Annotated in this window: 15 protein-coding genes; 9 read left to right on the top strand and 6 right to left on the bottom strand. The window is 68.4% G+C overall.

Features of this window, described 5'->3' with window-relative positions; translation table 11 throughout:
* Positions 1 to 10: 10 nt before the first annotated feature.
* Positions 11 to 694: a hypothetical protein gene (locus IPG50_10465; protein MBK6692614.1), complete on the top strand. Its 684-nt coding sequence runs from the start codon at positions 11 to 13 to the stop codon at positions 692 to 694.
* Between the two features lie 328 nt (positions 695 to 1,022).
* On the opposite strand, the gene IPG50_10470 is transcribed toward IPG50_10465, so the two are convergent.
* Complete coding sequence (locus IPG50_10470) at positions 1,023 to 1,727, bottom strand: HAD family hydrolase (GenBank protein ID MBK6692615.1); 705 nt, start codon at positions 1,725 to 1,727, stop codon at positions 1,023 to 1,025.
* A gap of 86 nt (positions 1,728 to 1,813) precedes the next feature.
* Here IPG50_10470 and IPG50_10475 point away from each other — a divergent pair, with 86 nt between their 5' ends.
* Together IPG50_10475 and dnaJ are read left to right on the top strand one after the other, a co-directional pair.
* Positions 1,814 to 1,960, top strand: a complete 147-nt coding sequence (locus IPG50_10475; protein ID MBK6692616.1) for a hypothetical protein — start codon at positions 1,814 to 1,816, stop codon at positions 1,958 to 1,960.
* An 86-nt stretch (positions 1,961 to 2,046) separates the two neighbouring features.
* On the top strand, positions 2,047 to 3,165 hold the full coding sequence (dnaJ, locus tag IPG50_10480; protein MBK6692617.1) for a molecular chaperone DnaJ: 1,119 nt from the start codon (positions 2,047 to 2,049) through the stop codon (positions 3,163 to 3,165).
* A gap of 51 nt (positions 3,166 to 3,216) precedes the next feature.
* Here the strand turns inward: dnaJ and IPG50_10485 are convergent, their stop codons facing one another.
* Positions 3,217 to 3,660: an OsmC family protein gene (locus IPG50_10485; protein ID MBK6692618.1), complete on the bottom strand. Its 444-nt coding sequence runs from the start codon at positions 3,658 to 3,660 to the stop codon at positions 3,217 to 3,219.
* Positions 3,661 to 3,805: 145 nt separating this feature from the next.
* On the bottom strand, positions 3,806 to 4,858 hold the full coding sequence (locus IPG50_10490; protein ID MBK6692619.1) for an MBL fold metallo-hydrolase: 1,053 nt from the start codon (positions 4,856 to 4,858) through the stop codon (positions 3,806 to 3,808).
* Between the two features lie 214 nt (positions 4,859 to 5,072).
* On the opposite strand from IPG50_10490, the gene IPG50_10495 reads away from it, so the two are divergent.
* Positions 5,073 to 6,671, top strand: coding sequence for a serine/threonine protein kinase (locus IPG50_10495; protein MBK6692620.1), 1,599 nt, complete (start codon positions 5,073 to 5,075; stop codon positions 6,669 to 6,671).
* Between the two features lie 11 nt (positions 6,672 to 6,682).
* Positions 6,683 to 7,207, top strand: coding sequence for a hypothetical protein (locus IPG50_10500; protein MBK6692621.1), 525 nt, complete (start codon positions 6,683 to 6,685; stop codon positions 7,205 to 7,207).
* Positions 7,208 to 7,334: 127 nt separating this feature from the next.
* Here IPG50_10500 and IPG50_10505 read toward each other — a convergent pair whose 3' ends face one another.
* Together IPG50_10505 and IPG50_10510 are read right to left on the bottom strand one after the other, a co-directional pair.
* Positions 7,335 to 7,502 (bottom strand): hypothetical protein, encoded by a 168-nt coding sequence (locus IPG50_10505; protein ID MBK6692622.1) that lies wholly within the window; start codon positions 7,500 to 7,502, stop codon positions 7,335 to 7,337.
* Positions 7,503 to 7,517: 15 nt separating this feature from the next.
* Entirely contained in the window at positions 7,518 to 8,240 is a 723-nt protein-coding gene (locus IPG50_10510; protein ID MBK6692623.1) for a hypothetical protein, read from the bottom strand.
* Between the two features lie 177 nt (positions 8,241 to 8,417).
* On the opposite strand from IPG50_10510, the gene IPG50_10515 reads away from it, so the two are divergent.
* From IPG50_10515 to IPG50_10530, 4 genes are all read left to right on the top strand, one after another.
* The gene (locus IPG50_10515) at positions 8,418 to 9,476 is read left to right on the top strand and encodes a hypothetical protein (GenBank protein ID MBK6692624.1); all 1,059 of its coding nucleotides are present in this window, start codon (positions 8,418 to 8,420) and stop codon (positions 9,474 to 9,476) included.
* A 177-nt stretch (positions 9,477 to 9,653) separates the two neighbouring features.
* Positions 9,654 to 9,974: a thioredoxin gene (trxA, locus tag IPG50_10520; protein MBK6692625.1), complete on the top strand. Its 321-nt coding sequence runs from the start codon at positions 9,654 to 9,656 to the stop codon at positions 9,972 to 9,974.
* Positions 9,975 to 10,047: 73 nt separating this feature from the next.
* Positions 10,048 to 12,345: a protein kinase gene (locus IPG50_10525; GenBank protein MBK6692626.1), complete on the top strand. Its 2,298-nt coding sequence runs from the start codon at positions 10,048 to 10,050 to the stop codon at positions 12,343 to 12,345.
* Positions 12,346 to 12,355: 10 nt separating this feature from the next.
* Entirely contained in the window at positions 12,356 to 13,579 is a 1,224-nt protein-coding gene (locus IPG50_10530) for a metallophosphoesterase (protein MBK6692627.1), read from the top strand.
* Positions 13,580 to 13,595: 16 nt separating this feature from the next.
* Here the strand turns inward: IPG50_10530 and IPG50_10535 are convergent, their stop codons facing one another.
* Positions 13,596 to 14,237, bottom strand: a complete 642-nt coding sequence (locus tag IPG50_10535) for a hypothetical protein (GenBank protein MBK6692628.1) — start codon at positions 14,235 to 14,237, stop codon at positions 13,596 to 13,598.
* Positions 14,238 to 14,495 lie beyond the last annotated feature (258 nt).

Below are 14,495 nucleotides of genomic sequence, written 5' to 3' on the forward strand. Positions count from 1 at the left end.
AACTTGAGGCGTGCTCGCCACGTCACTCCTGATCGGCCTCGCCGTTGACCTGATCGCATTCATCGTCGCGCGACTGCTGCATCGTCGGCACCCCGACCGCGCCTTCGACGCGGTCTCCATCATCGCGCTTTTGGCGGGCGGCGTTCTCGCTGGCGGTCACGCGGTGTCCGTCCTGCTCAACGGTATGCGGTGGCTCACGTATCCGGGCCTCGGTCTCTCGGCGTTCGTCGCCTTCACCATGGCGTTGAAGACGCACAGGCCCATCCTGCGCGCGCTGAGCGGTGGCCGACTCGCCAAGATCGTGCGCTTCGCGCCAGCGGCGGTCATCGAGAAGCGCCACGCCGTCACCATCGGCCCTCGCCTGCGCCAATTCTTCGAGACGGAGTGGCAAGCGTTCGACGGGCAAGTGGTGCGCGAGCTGCCAAGCTACCAATCCGACACGGGCCTCGCGCTTCGCTTCGGTGACGGCGCCATCCTTGAGCAGGCGAAGGACTGGGAGGTCGACTGGAGTAGGCTCGCCGGTTGGCTGCCGTTGGCCGAGTTGGTCGATACCAGCGGCGAAGCCGAGGCGCAGTTCTTGGTCGTTCGGGCCGAAGCGCCTCACGCGGTGGGCATGTGGGAGCACGAAACGGGCGAAGTCGAAGACGCGGCCGACTCGCTCGACGAGTTCCTGGAAGGCTGCGAAGTGCGGTAGGCGACGATCGTCGAGACGAGCGCCGGGACCTACGGGAGCGTGACGACAGCAGGCGCGAAGCCGGGAGCCGTTGGGTGTCGGGAGCTCTTCGTGCCGTCGCCAAGCTCGCCGTGGCTGCCGTCGCCCCAGCATGAGATGGAGCCTGATTTTGGTGGACTCGCCCGTTTCGGACGCCGCGTACTGAGCGTTGTATCCCCAACATTGCGCGACGCCGCCAACCAGCGCGCACCCGAAGCTGGGACCAACGGCGGGGGCCGTCACGCTGGAGAGACCAGACACCTCGGTGGGCGCGTAGCGGTTCGTCGTCCGCCGATCCCTTCGGCCCGCGTCAGCGCGAGAACTCGAGAATGACCGGCACGCCGTCGGCCAGCGGCGGCGCGCCGGGCATGTGCTGCGTGTCGACGAGCACGCTCGCGCAGTCGGGGTAGGCCTCGCGAAACGCGTTGCAGTTGCCCGGTTCGTTGTCGAACGCTGCGATGACGCGGCCAATGCGGAGCAGCTCGGGCGCGACGAGCCGCTTGAACGCTTCATCCGCCATGTCGGCGTTGGGCTTCAAGATGACCTGCGTCCCGGCGACGCCGATGGGAAACCCGAGGTCCCGGATGCTCTTGAACGTGCCCGTTCCCATGAGCGGTAGGTCGCGGCCCGTCAGGTACACGAGCGTGGCGCCAGCGGCGTAGCAGTCCCGCGCGAATTCGACGGCGCCGTTGATGGCGATGTCGTGCACGAGGTGATCGTCGCGAAAGAACTTTGTGCGCCAGTAGGCCTCGGCCTCGATGACGAGCTCTTCGGCCGTCACGCCGAGGCGCCTGAGCGAATCGCCGACGAGGTACGTCAGCGCGTCGGGCGTGATGGAGGAGAGGCGCCGAGCCACGTCCGGGTGCCGAGCCTCCCAGGAAGCGGCCACCTCGCGCAGGATCGCGATGGACCGCGGCCGGTTGTCCATGAGCGTGCCGTCGAGGTCGAAGACCACCACCGGCGGCAGGCTGGACCCAGCGACGTGCTGCGAACGAGCCACGATGCTCGAGAGCAGCTCCGTCTGGGCCCGCCGCGAGAGGCGCGGATAGCGCGGTGCAAAAGAGTCTCGCTTCTTGGGCGTGCCCGCTTCGGCCGGAGTCGATGACATCATTGCTTCTCTCCCCCAAGACGACGACGTTCGCCGGGTACGCGGACGCGGACGCCGACGGCGCCGTGGCTCTACCAGACCCGGTGTCACTCGGCAACGACACATGGCATGTGCTATGGCTCCGTGCCTTCGCCCCGTGAACGTGCCCGTGCCCGTGGACGTGCACGCTCTTCGGGGGTTCGGCATGCACGAGCCACGGGCCCGTTAACCGGCCTCGCCAGGACGAATGAGCCATCGCGATCACTACGAAGTCCTCGGCGTACCGAAGGAAGCCTCGCCGGAAGAGGTCAAGAGCGCGTTCCGCAAGCTCGCGGCGAAGGTTCACCCCGACCGCAATCCCGACGATCCGACGGCCGACGCTCGCTTCAAGGAGCTCAACGCCGCGTACCAGGTGCTGAGCGATCCGCAGCGCCGCGCCATGTACGACCGCTTCGGGCATCGCGCCGAAGATCCCGGCTCGCCGTTCGGCTCCGGTGGCCCGTTCGCCGGCGGCGTCGTCGACATCAGCGACATCGCCATCGACGGCATTCTCGGTGACCTGCTCGGCGTCTTTGGCGTCGGTCGCGGTGATCGCGGCGAGCTCAAGCAGGAGCTGGAGCTGACCTTCGAAGAGGCGGCCTTCGGCTGCGAAAAGAAATACTCGTACCAACACCTCGATACGTGCGAGACCTGCCGCGGCAGCGGCGCCGCCGTCGGCTACGCGCCGGAGGCGTGCCAAGCGTGCCAGGGGCGCGGCCGCGTTCGCTTCCAGCAAGGCATCTTGCCCATCGCCGTCGAGCGGACCTGTTCACGGTGCCGCGGTTCGGGAAAGTTCGTGACGCACCCCTGCGGCGGTTGCAAAGGCAGCGGTCTCGTCGCCACGACGAGCTCGCTCCTTGTCACCATCCCTCCTGGCGCGGAAGAGGGGCAGACGCGACTCGTAACCGGCGGCGGCAATCGTCCGCGCCCCGACCGACCGGCCGGAGATCTCGAGCTCACGCTCCGCGTACGGCAACATCCGTTTTTCCGGCGCGCCGGTGACGACGTCGTCTGCCAAGTGCCGCTCACCTTTCCGCAGGCGGCGCTCGGCAGCGAGGTCGAGGTCCCCACGCTCGACGGCAAGGGGAAACTCCGCGTCCCGGCGGGAACGCAACCGGGCGCCACACTCCGCATCAAGCAGAAGGGCATCCCGAAGCGGACCGGTATGGGACGCGGCGATCAGCTCGTCGAGGTCACCGTCGAAGTGCCCACGTCGCTCACGCCGAAGCAGAAGGAGCTCCTCGAAGCCTTCGCGCTCGAGGTCGGCGCCGATGTGCAACCTCAGCAGCGGTCGTTCTTGGAGAAGCTCAAAGACCTCTTCGGCTGAGCCGGCCTTTGGCGCGAGGCGCGTTGCGCACGCGGAACGCGCGTGCGCTAGCTACCCGGTGAAGGACTTGACCACGAGGGTGATCTCGACGGCCGCGAGGGCCCTCGAAATGGGGCAGGTCTTCTTCGCGCCTTCCGCGAGCTCGCGGAACTTCTCCTCCGTGAGGCCCGGCACCTTCGCCTCGAGCTCGAGGGTGATGCCCTTCGGGAACCAGTGCACCCCGTCGCGATCCATGCTCATCGCCGCGCGCGCGCGGAGCTCCTCCGGTGCGTGGCCCGCACCCGTCAGCGCGAAGCTGAGCGCCATCGCGAAACATCCCGCGTGGGCCGCCGCGACCAGCTCCTCGGGGTTCGTCCCCGCGCGGCCGTCTTCCGACGCGAAGCGTGCCTGAAACGAGTACGGCTGGTTGTCGAAGACGCCGCTCTGCGTCGTCAGGGCGCCTTTGCCCTCCATCCCAGTGCCCCGCCAAACCGCCGTGCTAGTGCGCGTAAGCATCGCTTGCTCCTCCTCGTTGGGTGTTATTTGTGCCAGCGCAGCGCGCTGGATTCTGCGATCTAGAGGCGCCCGCGCCCCCTCGCAAGGGGCGCTCGGTTTCGACGTCGCATTCGACGTCGCATTCGACGGTGCAAGCGAGTTCCCGTCAGGACGGCAGCTCAAGCTCGCGCCAGTGCACCATGCCGCCAGCAAGGTTCGCGACGCGATCGATGCCGAGCTTCTGAAGAATCACCGTGGCCATGCCCGAGCGCTTCCCCGTCTGGCAGATGCACACGACGGGACGGGTCTTGTCGATCTCGCCGGCCCGCTCCCTCAATTCGTCGAGGGGAATGTGGCGCACCCCGCCGAGGTGACCAAGATCGCCGTCCAGCTCAGCTTTGCTCCGAACGTCGACCAGCTCAAGCTGGGCGCGGTGCTGGGCCACCCACTCGGCATCAATCTCCAAGAGACCCGCGTAGGTCAGCGTGAGCGGTGCCCAGTCGGGCCCGGCACGAAACGCGCCGTCCTCCGGTTCGCCGCACCGCATGTTGGCGGGAAGCGAAACGGCGAGCAGCTTGGGGTGCGGCAGCCCGAGGTTCTTCATGTAGCCAACAAAGTCTTCTTCGCGCGCTTCGCCGCCGATGCGCGGATTGTGGCGCTTCTCTTCGCCAATGGTGCTCGAGGTACGGCCCTCGTAGTCGTGCCCCGGGTAGACGACGCAGCTATCGGGCAACGTGAAGAGCTGGTCGCGAATCGAGCGGTAGAGCGCGCTGGCGTCGCCCCCCTGAAAGTCGGTGCGACCGGCGCCGCGCACGAGGAGGGCGTCGCCCGTGAGCACCTTGTCATGCGCGGCCGTGACCAACGAAACGCAGCCCGGCGTGTGCCCCGGCGTGGCGCGCACCTCGAGGAACGTTGCGCCGAGGGCGATGCGCGCGCCGTGCAGGAGCGGCAGGTCGACGTTCTTTGCACCGTAGAGGGGTGAGAGCCCCGTGCGCGTTCCGAAGGCCTGCTTCATCAGCCACGCACCGCTCACGTGATCCGCGTGGCAGTGCGTGTCGAGCGTCGCGACGAGCTTGATGTCGAGCTCGCGCACGAGCGCCGCGTCGCGGGCGTGCCGCTCGTAGACGGTATCGACGAGGACACCTTCGCGCGTGCTCTCGTCGGCGAGGAGATAGGTGTACGTCGAAGACGTCGCGTCGAAGAGCTGCCGAAAGAGCATGGCGTACCCCATCGCGTAACGCGCCGTCCGACGCAAGACCCCGTCACGCCTGACCACACAGGCGCGAAATTCCGCCTGCCGTGCCCCTTTCACACGCCCGTTGCACGAAGGCCCTATGTAGGTGCCGTTTATTTCAGGTTCGCGATGTCGGTCCGTAGGCTGCCCTCGATCCCAAGCGGTTCGAGGTCAATTCATGCACCCATCCGAAGCTCGAATGCCGAACCTGTCACCCGGAAGCCGTGTCGGAAAGTACCGCGTCGAGCGCGTCATCGGCGAAGGCGCCATGGGCATCGTCGTGGCCGCGACGAACCTCGACCTCGACGAGCGCGTGGCCCTCAAGTTCATGCGCGCCTCGGCCATGGCGAGCCCCGACATCGCCGCCCGCTTCGCCCGCGAAGCCAAGGCCGCCGCCAAGCTCAAGAGCGATCACGTCGCGCGCGTCTTCGATGCGGGTGCTCACGAGGGCGTGCCCTTCATCGTGATGGAGCTGCTCGAGGGGCGGGACCTTGAGACGTGGCTCGACCGGCGCGGCGCCCTCAGCGTCTCCGACGCGGTGCTCTTCGTGACGCAAGCCTGCGAAGCGCTCGCGGAGGCGCACGCGCGCGGCATCGTGCACCGCGACATCAAGCCGGCCAATGTCTTCATCGTCGAACGGGGGCCGTGGCGGAGCGCGAAGCTCCTCGACTTCGGCGTGTCGAAGATCATGCCGAGCGGGCGAGCGTCAGCCAAAGACACGAGCGGCTTCGTGGGCTCGCCGCTCTACATGGCCCCAGAGCAATTTGGTGGTTCGAACACCTCGCCGGCGTGCGACGTGTGGTCGTTGGGCATCCTGCTCTTCGAGCTCCTCACGAAGCAGACGCCCTTCGACGATCGCCGCGGCCTCGTCGCGTTGATGAATTCCATCGCGACGGAGCGGCATCGAGCGCTTGATGCGGTGCGGAGCAACGTACCGCGCGAGCTCTCGCGCATCGTCGACGCCTGCCTCGCGAAGAATCCGCTCGAGCGCGTGTCGTCGGTCGCCGAGCTGGCCGCCTTGCTCGCGCCTTTCGGGCCGCCGCCGGCGCAGGTCGCGGCCGACAAAGCTGCCGCCTATCGCGGGCGGGCGTCCAACCCGCGCTCCGTGCCGCCACCGCCGGTGGTCCTCGACAGGACGGCTGCGCTCTCCGGCGCGCCCCCCTTGCCGACGCCGCGCCGATCCCCCGTCGCGGGACTGGCGGTCCTGGCCGTGCTCCTCGCGGGGCCCGCGTGGTTCGTCGCTCGAGCCCACAAGAGCTCGCGCCCCCCGCTCCCGTTTGGAACGCTCGTCGCCGACAACGCGGCGGCCGCGCGCGTCGACGAGGCGCACGACGTCGACGATCGGGTGGTCACGCCGCGGGTTGAAGCCGCGTCGCCCTCACCGGACCGGCGCCCCGTCGAGATGGCTCGCCCGCCGCGCCGCACCACGCCGCGCGACGGCACGCGCGAGCTGGCGGCGCAGGTGGCGGCCGCTCCCTTTCAAGCGGCGCTCTTGGCCGCTGCGTCCACCTCGTCGACGGAGGTTCGCTCCATCAACGAAGTCGTCCGGGGCCATCAAGCGGAGCTCGCGCAATGCGTCGTCCGCGCCCGCGGGCCCGGAAAGGACTTGCGCGGCCGCTTTGCGGTGGTGATGACGCTCGATGCGACGGGCCGCGTCATTGAAGCCTCGCCTTTGGCGACGACGGTCCAAAGCGACGCCCTCGAGGGCTGCGTTCTCGGCCTCGCGCGAACGTTCCGCCTTCCGGCGCCGACAACGGAAGAAGGCCGGCGCGTCAACTACACGTTCGTCTTTCGTTGAAGGAGCTCCCCATGCACGGTCGATCCAAAGCTGACGTCGCGTTCCTCGTGGTCGTCCTCTCGTCGTTGACGGGCTGCGCGAGCCTTGCTCCAGCGTTGCCCATGGCGCCAATGGCGCCCCCGACGCAGGTGCCAGCCGAAGCGCCCGCGGCAACGCAGACCCTCGACACCTCGTCGACAACGATGAGCACCGACACTGCGGCGAACGCCTCACGAGAGCCGTCGACCGACGCGGCCGAAACCGACGTCCCCTCCGCCGGCGAGTCTCCCGTTGCGACCCACGCGAGTTCGCCCGAAGCGCCGCGCCCAGTGGAAGCCGCGGCGGACGCGAAGTCTTGCGGCGAAGGCGAGCTCGTCATCGAGATTCCCGCCACCGAACCGAGCGCTCCGCCCGCTGCCGTTGCCGAACGCGAGGAGGCGGACTCAGTGGGCCCGACGTCGCTCGAGGAGGTGGCCAACCCATTGACGCGGCCGTCGCCGCGCTCCGCGCTTCCCACGAGCGACGGCCTGGTCTTCGAGCTCAACGTCGGTCCCTGAGGCGCGCGGCCGGCGCCGCTCCGCTCCATTCAATCAGGCGCCGCGAGAAGCGGCCGCGGGTTGTTCGCTGACCCGGCCCCATCGGGTGCCGGAGGACAACCCTGGTCCTCTCCAAGCGAAGCGACCTCTAAGCCTCGGTTCCGTCGCCCTTGCGGCGACCGCCGGTGACGCGTCGTCCTTCGGGCCGCGGGAACACGCGGCGGTCGACGCCCGAGCGCCGGTCCTTGGGTTGGCGTGCCGCGGCGCCGGAGGGCGCTTCTTCCGTCTTCTTAATCGCGCGCTTTCGGGCGGCCATGGGGTCCTCCTGGCGTCACCGCGACGCGGCCTTGGTGGTCGTGCGCCCGCTTCCCGTCTCGACGACCTCGGCGCGGTAGATGATGCGGCCGTCGGTGCCGCGGATCTCACCGCCAACGTCGCCCCACGCGAAGGCGTCGCTGGAGAGCGTCGACAGGGTCGCCTGCCGCTTGCCCAGGGTGACCTTGTAGCTCGTCTTCTTCGCGTCAATGGACTGGTCGCCCACCGTAGCCTTGACGATCTCAGAGCCAATGATGTCGTCGTTGCGATCGGGCACGACGATCGTCTCTGCCATGAGCTTCTCGTAGTCTTCGAGCGTTCCCGGCTCCTTGCGCTCACCGACGACGCGGATGACCTCTGCTACTTCGCGGCGCGCGCCGGGCGTACGGTCGAATTTTACGCGCAGGTGCATCCCCGGCTCGACCTTCGTGCCGCGCTCTTCGGCGAGCATGAAGTCGATGATGATGATCGGCCCCTCAACGCTGACGACGCGTTCGGCGAGCAGCAGCGAGCGCTTGCGAAAGGAGCCGGAAAAGCGGTGCACCACGTAGTCGCCAGCTTTTCGCGGGTCTTTCAGTTCGACGGCAACGGGCGCCGTGACCTCCCCGCGGGAGGGAATCACGGCCCGCGTCGTCGAGACCACCGGCACGCGTATCGCGGGCGCTTCCGCAACGGGTCGAGGCGCCGAGGCGCAGCCAGCGAATAGGACGAGGGCGACCGGGAGGAGTGCAAGGCGCATAGCGTTCGCGTAACGGACCGACGCGAAGGGGGCCAAGTTTCCGTCGAGGAGCGGCCGGTGCCTCGAACTACTGGCGCGCGGCAGCGTTCGGTTATGGTTTGAGCAGGTCTTCGCCATGTTGCCCTGGCCCCCCTGCCCGCCTGCGACCCCGAAGCGCCGTCTGGCGGAGGAGAACCCATGGGCGACGTGACGCGCGCTCGTTCGCCGGCCTGGCCTATCACCCTCGCGACCGTGTTGGTCCTGGGGCTCATCGTCCTCATGCGGCGGTCGCCGACGCCGATGGGCGACGACCCGCTCTTGGCGTGCCCGTCGAGCTCGTTTCTGATCGCGCGGGTGGACCTGGCGGCGCTGCGCAAGTCGGCGCTCGGCGAAGCCGTCGATCCTTTGCTCCGCGCGCTGCTGCCGGTGCCAAAGGCGATGGAGGGCTGCGCCCTCGAGCCCGCCTGGGTTCAATCGCTGGCCCTGGCGGTGCCGAGCGGCGACGACCGGACCGACCTCGGCCTCGCGCTCCGCGTGGTGGCCTCGCGAAACGAACTCGAGCGTTGCCAAGCGGCGCTGACGCGTCACGCCTCGACCGCCAAAGACGCGGGCTCCGAGCGGTACCACGGCTTCGAGCTAATGAACGTCGGTGACGCGCGGGCCGATACGCTCGGCGCCGCGCCCAACGGGCTCGTGCTCTTGGCACCGCGACCTTGGGCGCGAACCATGGCGGAGGCAGTCACCGCACCTCAATTGAGCGCGGCTACCGCGGGGCCACACCATGTGCCTGGAGCGCTGACCGGCGGACCGCCGCCAACGCTCTTCGTGTCCGTCGTCCTCTCCGCGGCGACGCGCGAGCGCGTTCGCGCCGAGTTGGCGCGCGAGGAAGGCGGGGGGGCGCCGGAGGCGGGAGGCCGCAAGGCGGAGGCGCGCGACGAAGGCAGAACGATGGCGAGCGTCCTGGCCGTGGGAAGCGCATCCCTGTCGCTCATCGTGGCGGAGGAGACCGATGCCGAGCTTCGGTTGTTTTGCGACACAGCCAACGCGTGTGCCGACGTGGGACGACTCTGGGACAAGAAGCGCGGCGTGTGGTCCCAAAGTCCCGTCGTCAAGCTCCTCGGTTTGGGGCCGCTCGTGGACGGGCTGACGGCGACGGAGGCGGGGCAAACGCTCCTCATCCGCGCGCGCATCCCAACCTTGAGCCTGAAGAGCGCCGTCGAGCGGGCGCTCGCCTTCCGCCGAATGAAGACCGAATAAGGCCTCGTTGATGAACGGAAGCCTCTTTGGGCGGTGGCAGGCTCGGGCCAGGGTCGCCGGCCATGACGACGCGCAGCAGCGTGAAGGCCCCGAAACCACGCTCCAATTCGCTGGCCGTGACCCTAGATTTATGAGGCCACGGGCGCTAGGTTGAAGGTCCCTTCCGAGGAGACATCCATGGGCGCCAACATCATCGAGCTGACCGATCAGAGCTTCGACACAGAAGTCATCAAGAGCCAGGTCCCTGTGCTCGTCGACTTCACCGCGACCTGGTGCGGTCCCTGCAAGGCGCTGGCGCCTATCGTTGAGAAGATCGCGAACGAGACCGCGGGCAAATACAAGGTCGCGAAGGTCGACATCGACGACTGCCCCGGCGTCGCACAAAAATACGGCATCCGCAGCGTCCCGACGGTCCTCGTCTTCAAGGGCGGTGAGCGCAAGGCGCAACACGTCGGCCTGACGACCAAAGAGAACCTCCTGAAGCTCCTCGAGAGCTGAGGACCGTCGCGTAAGCTGGCTCGCTCCTCGACGGGGCGGGCCTAGCGCCAAGGGCTCGGAGGGGGCCCCGCCAATGCAAGGCACCGACGCCCGTCTCAACGAACTTCGCGATCGGCTCACGGGGCAAGTCCTCCGTGGGACGACGGGCGTGCAGTATTACCTGCGCGAGCTGATCGGCGAAGGCGGCCAGGGCTGGGTCTTCCGCGCCAACTGGGACGAGCCCGACGGTTTCGTCGTCATCGTCAAGGTCCTCAGGCCCGACGCCGTGAGCCACGACGCCTTGGCGCGCTTCGAACGCGAAGCCGATGTGCTTCGCATCCTTTCGCAGCAGGCGCGGCCGAACCCCTACATCGTTCGGTTCTTCGACCACGCCATCGCGCAAATGGCGTCGCCGGTCGGCGGCGAGCCTCTGGTGCTTCCCTTTACGGTCCTCGAGTTCGTCAACGGTCCGTCGCTCGAGAAGGTCCTCGAAGGCACGACGAACCGGGGGATGCCGCTTGATCGCGCGAGGCGCATTCTCAAGCAGATCGTGCAGGCCCTGGAAGCGGTGCACGCGCAGAAGGTCGTGCATCGCGATCTCAAGCCTTCGAACATCCTGATTACCCAAGAAGCGGGCATGGAGATCGCCAAGGTCACGGACTTCGGTCTCGTGAAGCTCGTCGACCCGAACATCCGCGCCACCGTCACGCTCGCCGGCGCCTCCGTTGGCTATGCGCCGCCGGAGCAATACGAGAAGGGCAACCAGCGCGTGAGCGCGCGGACCGACGTCTTCTCGTTGGCCGCCATCGCCTTCGAGTTGCTCACGGGCCGCATGGCCTTTCCGTTCCGCGATGGCGACAACCCGCTCATCGTCATCTCGCGGATCCTCGGCGGGGAGCGGCCGTCGCTCCGGCAGATCGGCTCGGCCAAGCTCTCGCCGGAACTCGAAGGTCGACCGGCGCTCATCGAAAAGCTCGACTCCGAGTTCGGCAAGGCGCTCGACGCCAACCCCGAAAAACGTCACGTCTCCATCGCAGAGTTCTGGAAGTCCATCGAGCCGATCTTCCGCGCCGCAACGGAGCGACCTTCTGTCGAGCCGGCGCCCGCGGCGGGCAACTCGCTCGCGTTCATCGAGACGATCCCCGCCTACGGCAACCGGGCCGCGGCCGATCCGCTCGGCTCGACACGCCCGAGTGCACCGGCCCCCGAGGGCCTCAACTCGGCGCGCCCCATCGCCGAGTCGCCCATGACCGGTGGCATTCATGCGAGGCGCACGCCTAACGCCACGCCCGCACAACGGGACGATGCGAAGGACCGCATCTCGGCGCTGTCGCCAGCCGGCGCGCAGCCGCTCACGCCCGCGCCCTATGGCGGCGCAAGCGCTCCCCGCATTGAGCGTTTCTCTAGCTCACCGCCGGGCCCCGCTCCCTCGCCGGCGGTCTTCGACAGCATGGTCCGCGTCCGCAAGATGGACTCGGAAGCCGCGAACCCGGGCTCGTGGAACTGGCGCATCATCACGCCGCCGCTGTCGCCGGGCGTTGCACGCGCCGCGTCCTTCGCCGCCGATGGCGCGTCGGCGGTGGGCGTGGGCCCCGGCGGGGTTGCCCGTTGGGACAACTTCACCTGGGTCGGGGTACGACTGCCGACCGGCGTCAGTCCTGCCCTCGCCCACGGCATTCGGAAGCTGCGCAGCGGTGACGTCATTCTGTTCGGTGACAACGCGCTCCTTGTTCGCATGGCTCCGAGTGGGGTCCACGAGGTCTTGCGCGGCACCGATCATCAGGCGAGCTTCCACGGGGCCCACGTCGACGAGATCACGGGCACGCTCGTCTTCGTGGGCGAGCGACCTCTGATGGGTCGTGGTGTGCGGCCGGGAGCCACCGTCGGCACGGCGCTCACGTTCGTCGAAGGCCGCCCTGGCGCCCACATCGACGTGCAGGGCTCCACGCGGCTCAACGCCGTCGCTAGAATCCTCTCGGGCTCGCTCGTCGCGTGTGGCGACTGGGGCGCGCTCGGCCGCATCGACGGCAACGAGGCGCGCTTCCTCGGGTCCATCTGTGGTGGGCACTTGCTGGCGCTTTCGGCGCTCCCCGATGGCGGTGCGTCGACGGTCGGCGCCGGCGGCTACGCGCTCTACCTGACGCCACGCCTCGAGGCGAAGCTCGAAGCCGTGCAGACGACCAAAGACCTCTCGTCGGTCACCATCGGGCCTGAAGGCACTCCGTGGGCCGGCGCGGCGCAGGCGCGCGTCCTTCGTCGCAACGAGGGCTCGTGGATCCGCATGACGCCGGAGCTCGGGCTCCAGTCGAACGTCCTCTCCGTTTGGGCCAGCGAGCGTCACGTTCGGGCCATCTGCGACGACGGCGCCGTGATCGAAGGCGTCCTCCCGTGAGCGCTCCTCGGTGACGGAGAGCACGGCGACGGCGACGGCGAGCGAGAAGCGCGAAGAACCGAAGCGACGACGAAGGCCGAGTCGCTTCCTCATGGTCCTCGTGGGGCTGACGGGCGCGATGCACGTGTTCTTCGGCGTCGCGGTCTTCGCCTTGGCCCGGCGACTCCACCCATCAGCGCTCGCGGCGGCGTTCGCGGGCGTCGCGCTCGCGGTGCTCGGGGTCCTCTTGTTCGTGAGCCGAATCAGGCTCGCGATGCCCGACCGGCGGCGCAACCCGCTCGCCGTTCGCTTCATCGACATCCCCTTCTACGTGCATTTTTGCGCGGCTTTCTTCACGCTACCCATCGGAATGGTGGCATCGCTCACGGTGCCGCTATGGGCCCTCGTCAGAGGCGAACGGGTGTCCTTGCCGGCAGACTTCGTGCTGGCGACGTACCTCGTGGGGCTCGCGCTCGCGTCCTACGGAATTCTGATCCGCCGCCGCTTCTTTCGCGTCGAGCGGCACGACGTCACCATCCCGAACCTCGCCAACGCGCTCGATGGCTTTCGCATCGTGCAGCTCTCGGACTTGCACATCGGCGCGCTTACACCCAAGTCGTGGGCCGACGCCTGGGTGCGCGCCGCGAACCGCGAAGGTCCACACCTCGCCGTCGTGACGGGAGACATGGTCTCGAGCGGCGTCGAGTTTCACGATGACATCGCCGACGCGCTCGCGGGCCTAACGGCCGTGCATGGCGCCTTCGTATCGATGGGCAACCACGACTACTTTGGAGAGGGGGAGCCGCTCATCTCGCGCTTGCAGGCGAAGGGCTGCACCGTCCTTCGAAACGAAGGCACGCGCATCGACCACGAGGGCGGGTCGCTCTACCTGGCCGCCGTCGATGACACCTGGACCGGTCGCGCCGACCTCGAGCGCACACTCGAAGGCCGCCCACCGGACGTTCCCGTCGTGCTGCTGGCACACGAGCCAGCACTCTTCGATCGGGCGAGCGAGGCAGGCGTGGCGTTGACGCTCGGGCCACACGCACGGAGGTCAAGTCGCCGTGCCGTTCTTGGCGCGCCTCGCGTCCTTGTCGCACCTGACGCATCAGTACCACGTGGGGATCTACCGGCGTGGCGACGCCGTGCTGCACGTGCACCCCGGCCTCGGCACCACGGGCCCACCGGTGCGCCTCGGTGTCGCGCCCGCCATCGTGGTGCTCACGCTGCGCTGCGGCGCGGCGGGCGCGGCTGACACGACCTGACGCTTCTCAGATATTTCCGCAGCTAAACGACCATCCGGGCGCGTCCTTGTCGTCGGAGAGCGCGGCGAAGGCGTAGTCGTTGGCGAAGGGCCCGTAGACCATGATCTCGTTCTGGCCGTCGCGGTTCACATCGGTGACCGCGACGATGCTGGCGCTGCGACCGAATTGCAGGAGTTCCTTGAGCGCTGGCGTCCAGCGGCCGCTGTCGAAGCGCACCAAAGCTCCGCCGCCGTTCTTGGCCGTCGCGTAGCGATGACCGCGAACGGTAACGCCAACGGCGCGCTCCGTCGGAATCGACATCGCGTCGGCGGCGGCCCGCAGCTCCGGTGCGGAGAGCGCCTCTTTGGCGCCAGGCACGACGAGGTCCACGTTCGCCTCCGCGGGCCACACGGCGACGGTGATCTTCTTGGCAATCCACGGCGCGCCGGCCGGGGTGAACGGCACCGTGACCCCGCGACAGCCGTTGTACATGCAACATGCAGGTGCTTCTGGGGCCTTCAGCTCCGTCTCGTCGAGTGGGAGGCCGCCTCCCTGCACGAGGGTCATCTTCGCGCCGCCCAACACCTGGACCGCAGCCCGTGGCGGAAGGAGAGACGCACAGGCCGCGCCGAACACGAGGGCGCCCTGCTTGGAGCACACGACGGGCATGAAGGGCGTCGGCGCGACGAAGGTGCGTTGCCCCTTATCGGTTAATCCTTCTCTGGGAAACGCGATGAGTACGACGGCGTCGGGCCCCTTCCGTCGGCGTAGGCGTCGGCGGCGGCGGCGAGGTCGGGGTCGGGGTCGGGGTGACTAGGGTCCTAGCGGCCCCGTCGACACGCCTTTCCTCCGTCCCTTCGGGACTCCGTCCAGTCATGTTCGGGGTCGAACGCTGCGCGGGCGCCGCGGCGTCCGCAACGGTTGAAT

Source organism: Myxococcales bacterium (genome assembly GCA_016703425.1).
Lineage (GTDB): Bacteria > Myxococcota_A > Polyangia > Polyangiales > Polyangiaceae > JADJCA01.

What these genes read in the sequence shown, in the direction of transcription:
- IPG50_10510 (MBK6692623.1), bottom strand. Translation starts at nt 8,240, where the DNA reads ATGCGCCTTGCACTCCTCCCGGTCGCCCTCGTCCTATTCGCTGGCTGC.
- IPG50_10525 (MBK6692626.1), top strand. Translation starts at nt 10,048, where the DNA reads ATGCAAGGCACCGACGCCCGTCTCAACGAACTTCGCGATCGGCTCACG.
- IPG50_10505 (MBK6692622.1), bottom strand. Translation starts at nt 7,502, where the DNA reads ATGGCCGCCCGAAAGCGCGCGATTAAGAAGACGGAAGAAGCGCCCTCC.
- IPG50_10490 (MBK6692619.1), bottom strand. Translation starts at nt 4,858, where the DNA reads ATGCTCTTTCGGCAGCTCTTCGACGCGACGTCTTCGACGTACACCTAT.
- IPG50_10475 (MBK6692616.1), top strand. Translation starts at nt 1,814, where the DNA reads ATGACATCATTGCTTCTCTCCCCCAAGACGACGACGTTCGCCGGGTAC.
- IPG50_10500 (MBK6692621.1), top strand. Translation starts at nt 6,683, where the DNA reads ATGCACGGTCGATCCAAAGCTGACGTCGCGTTCCTCGTGGTCGTCCTC.
- IPG50_10515 (MBK6692624.1), top strand. Translation starts at nt 8,418, where the DNA reads ATGGGCGACGTGACGCGCGCTCGTTCGCCGGCCTGGCCTATCACCCTC.
- IPG50_10495 (MBK6692620.1), top strand. Translation starts at nt 5,073, where the DNA reads ATGCCGAACCTGTCACCCGGAAGCCGTGTCGGAAAGTACCGCGTCGAG.
- IPG50_10535 (MBK6692628.1), bottom strand. Translation starts at nt 14,237, where the DNA reads ATGCCCGTCGTGTGCTCCAAGCAGGGCGCCCTCGTGTTCGGCGCGGCC.
- IPG50_10485 (MBK6692618.1), bottom strand. Translation starts at nt 3,660, where the DNA reads ATGCTTACGCGCACTAGCACGGCGGTTTGGCGGGGCACTGGGATGGAG.
- trxA (MBK6692625.1), top strand. Translation starts at nt 9,654, where the DNA reads ATGGGCGCCAACATCATCGAGCTGACCGATCAGAGCTTCGACACAGAA.
- dnaJ (MBK6692617.1), top strand. Translation starts at nt 2,047, where the DNA reads ATGAGCCATCGCGATCACTACGAAGTCCTCGGCGTACCGAAGGAAGCC.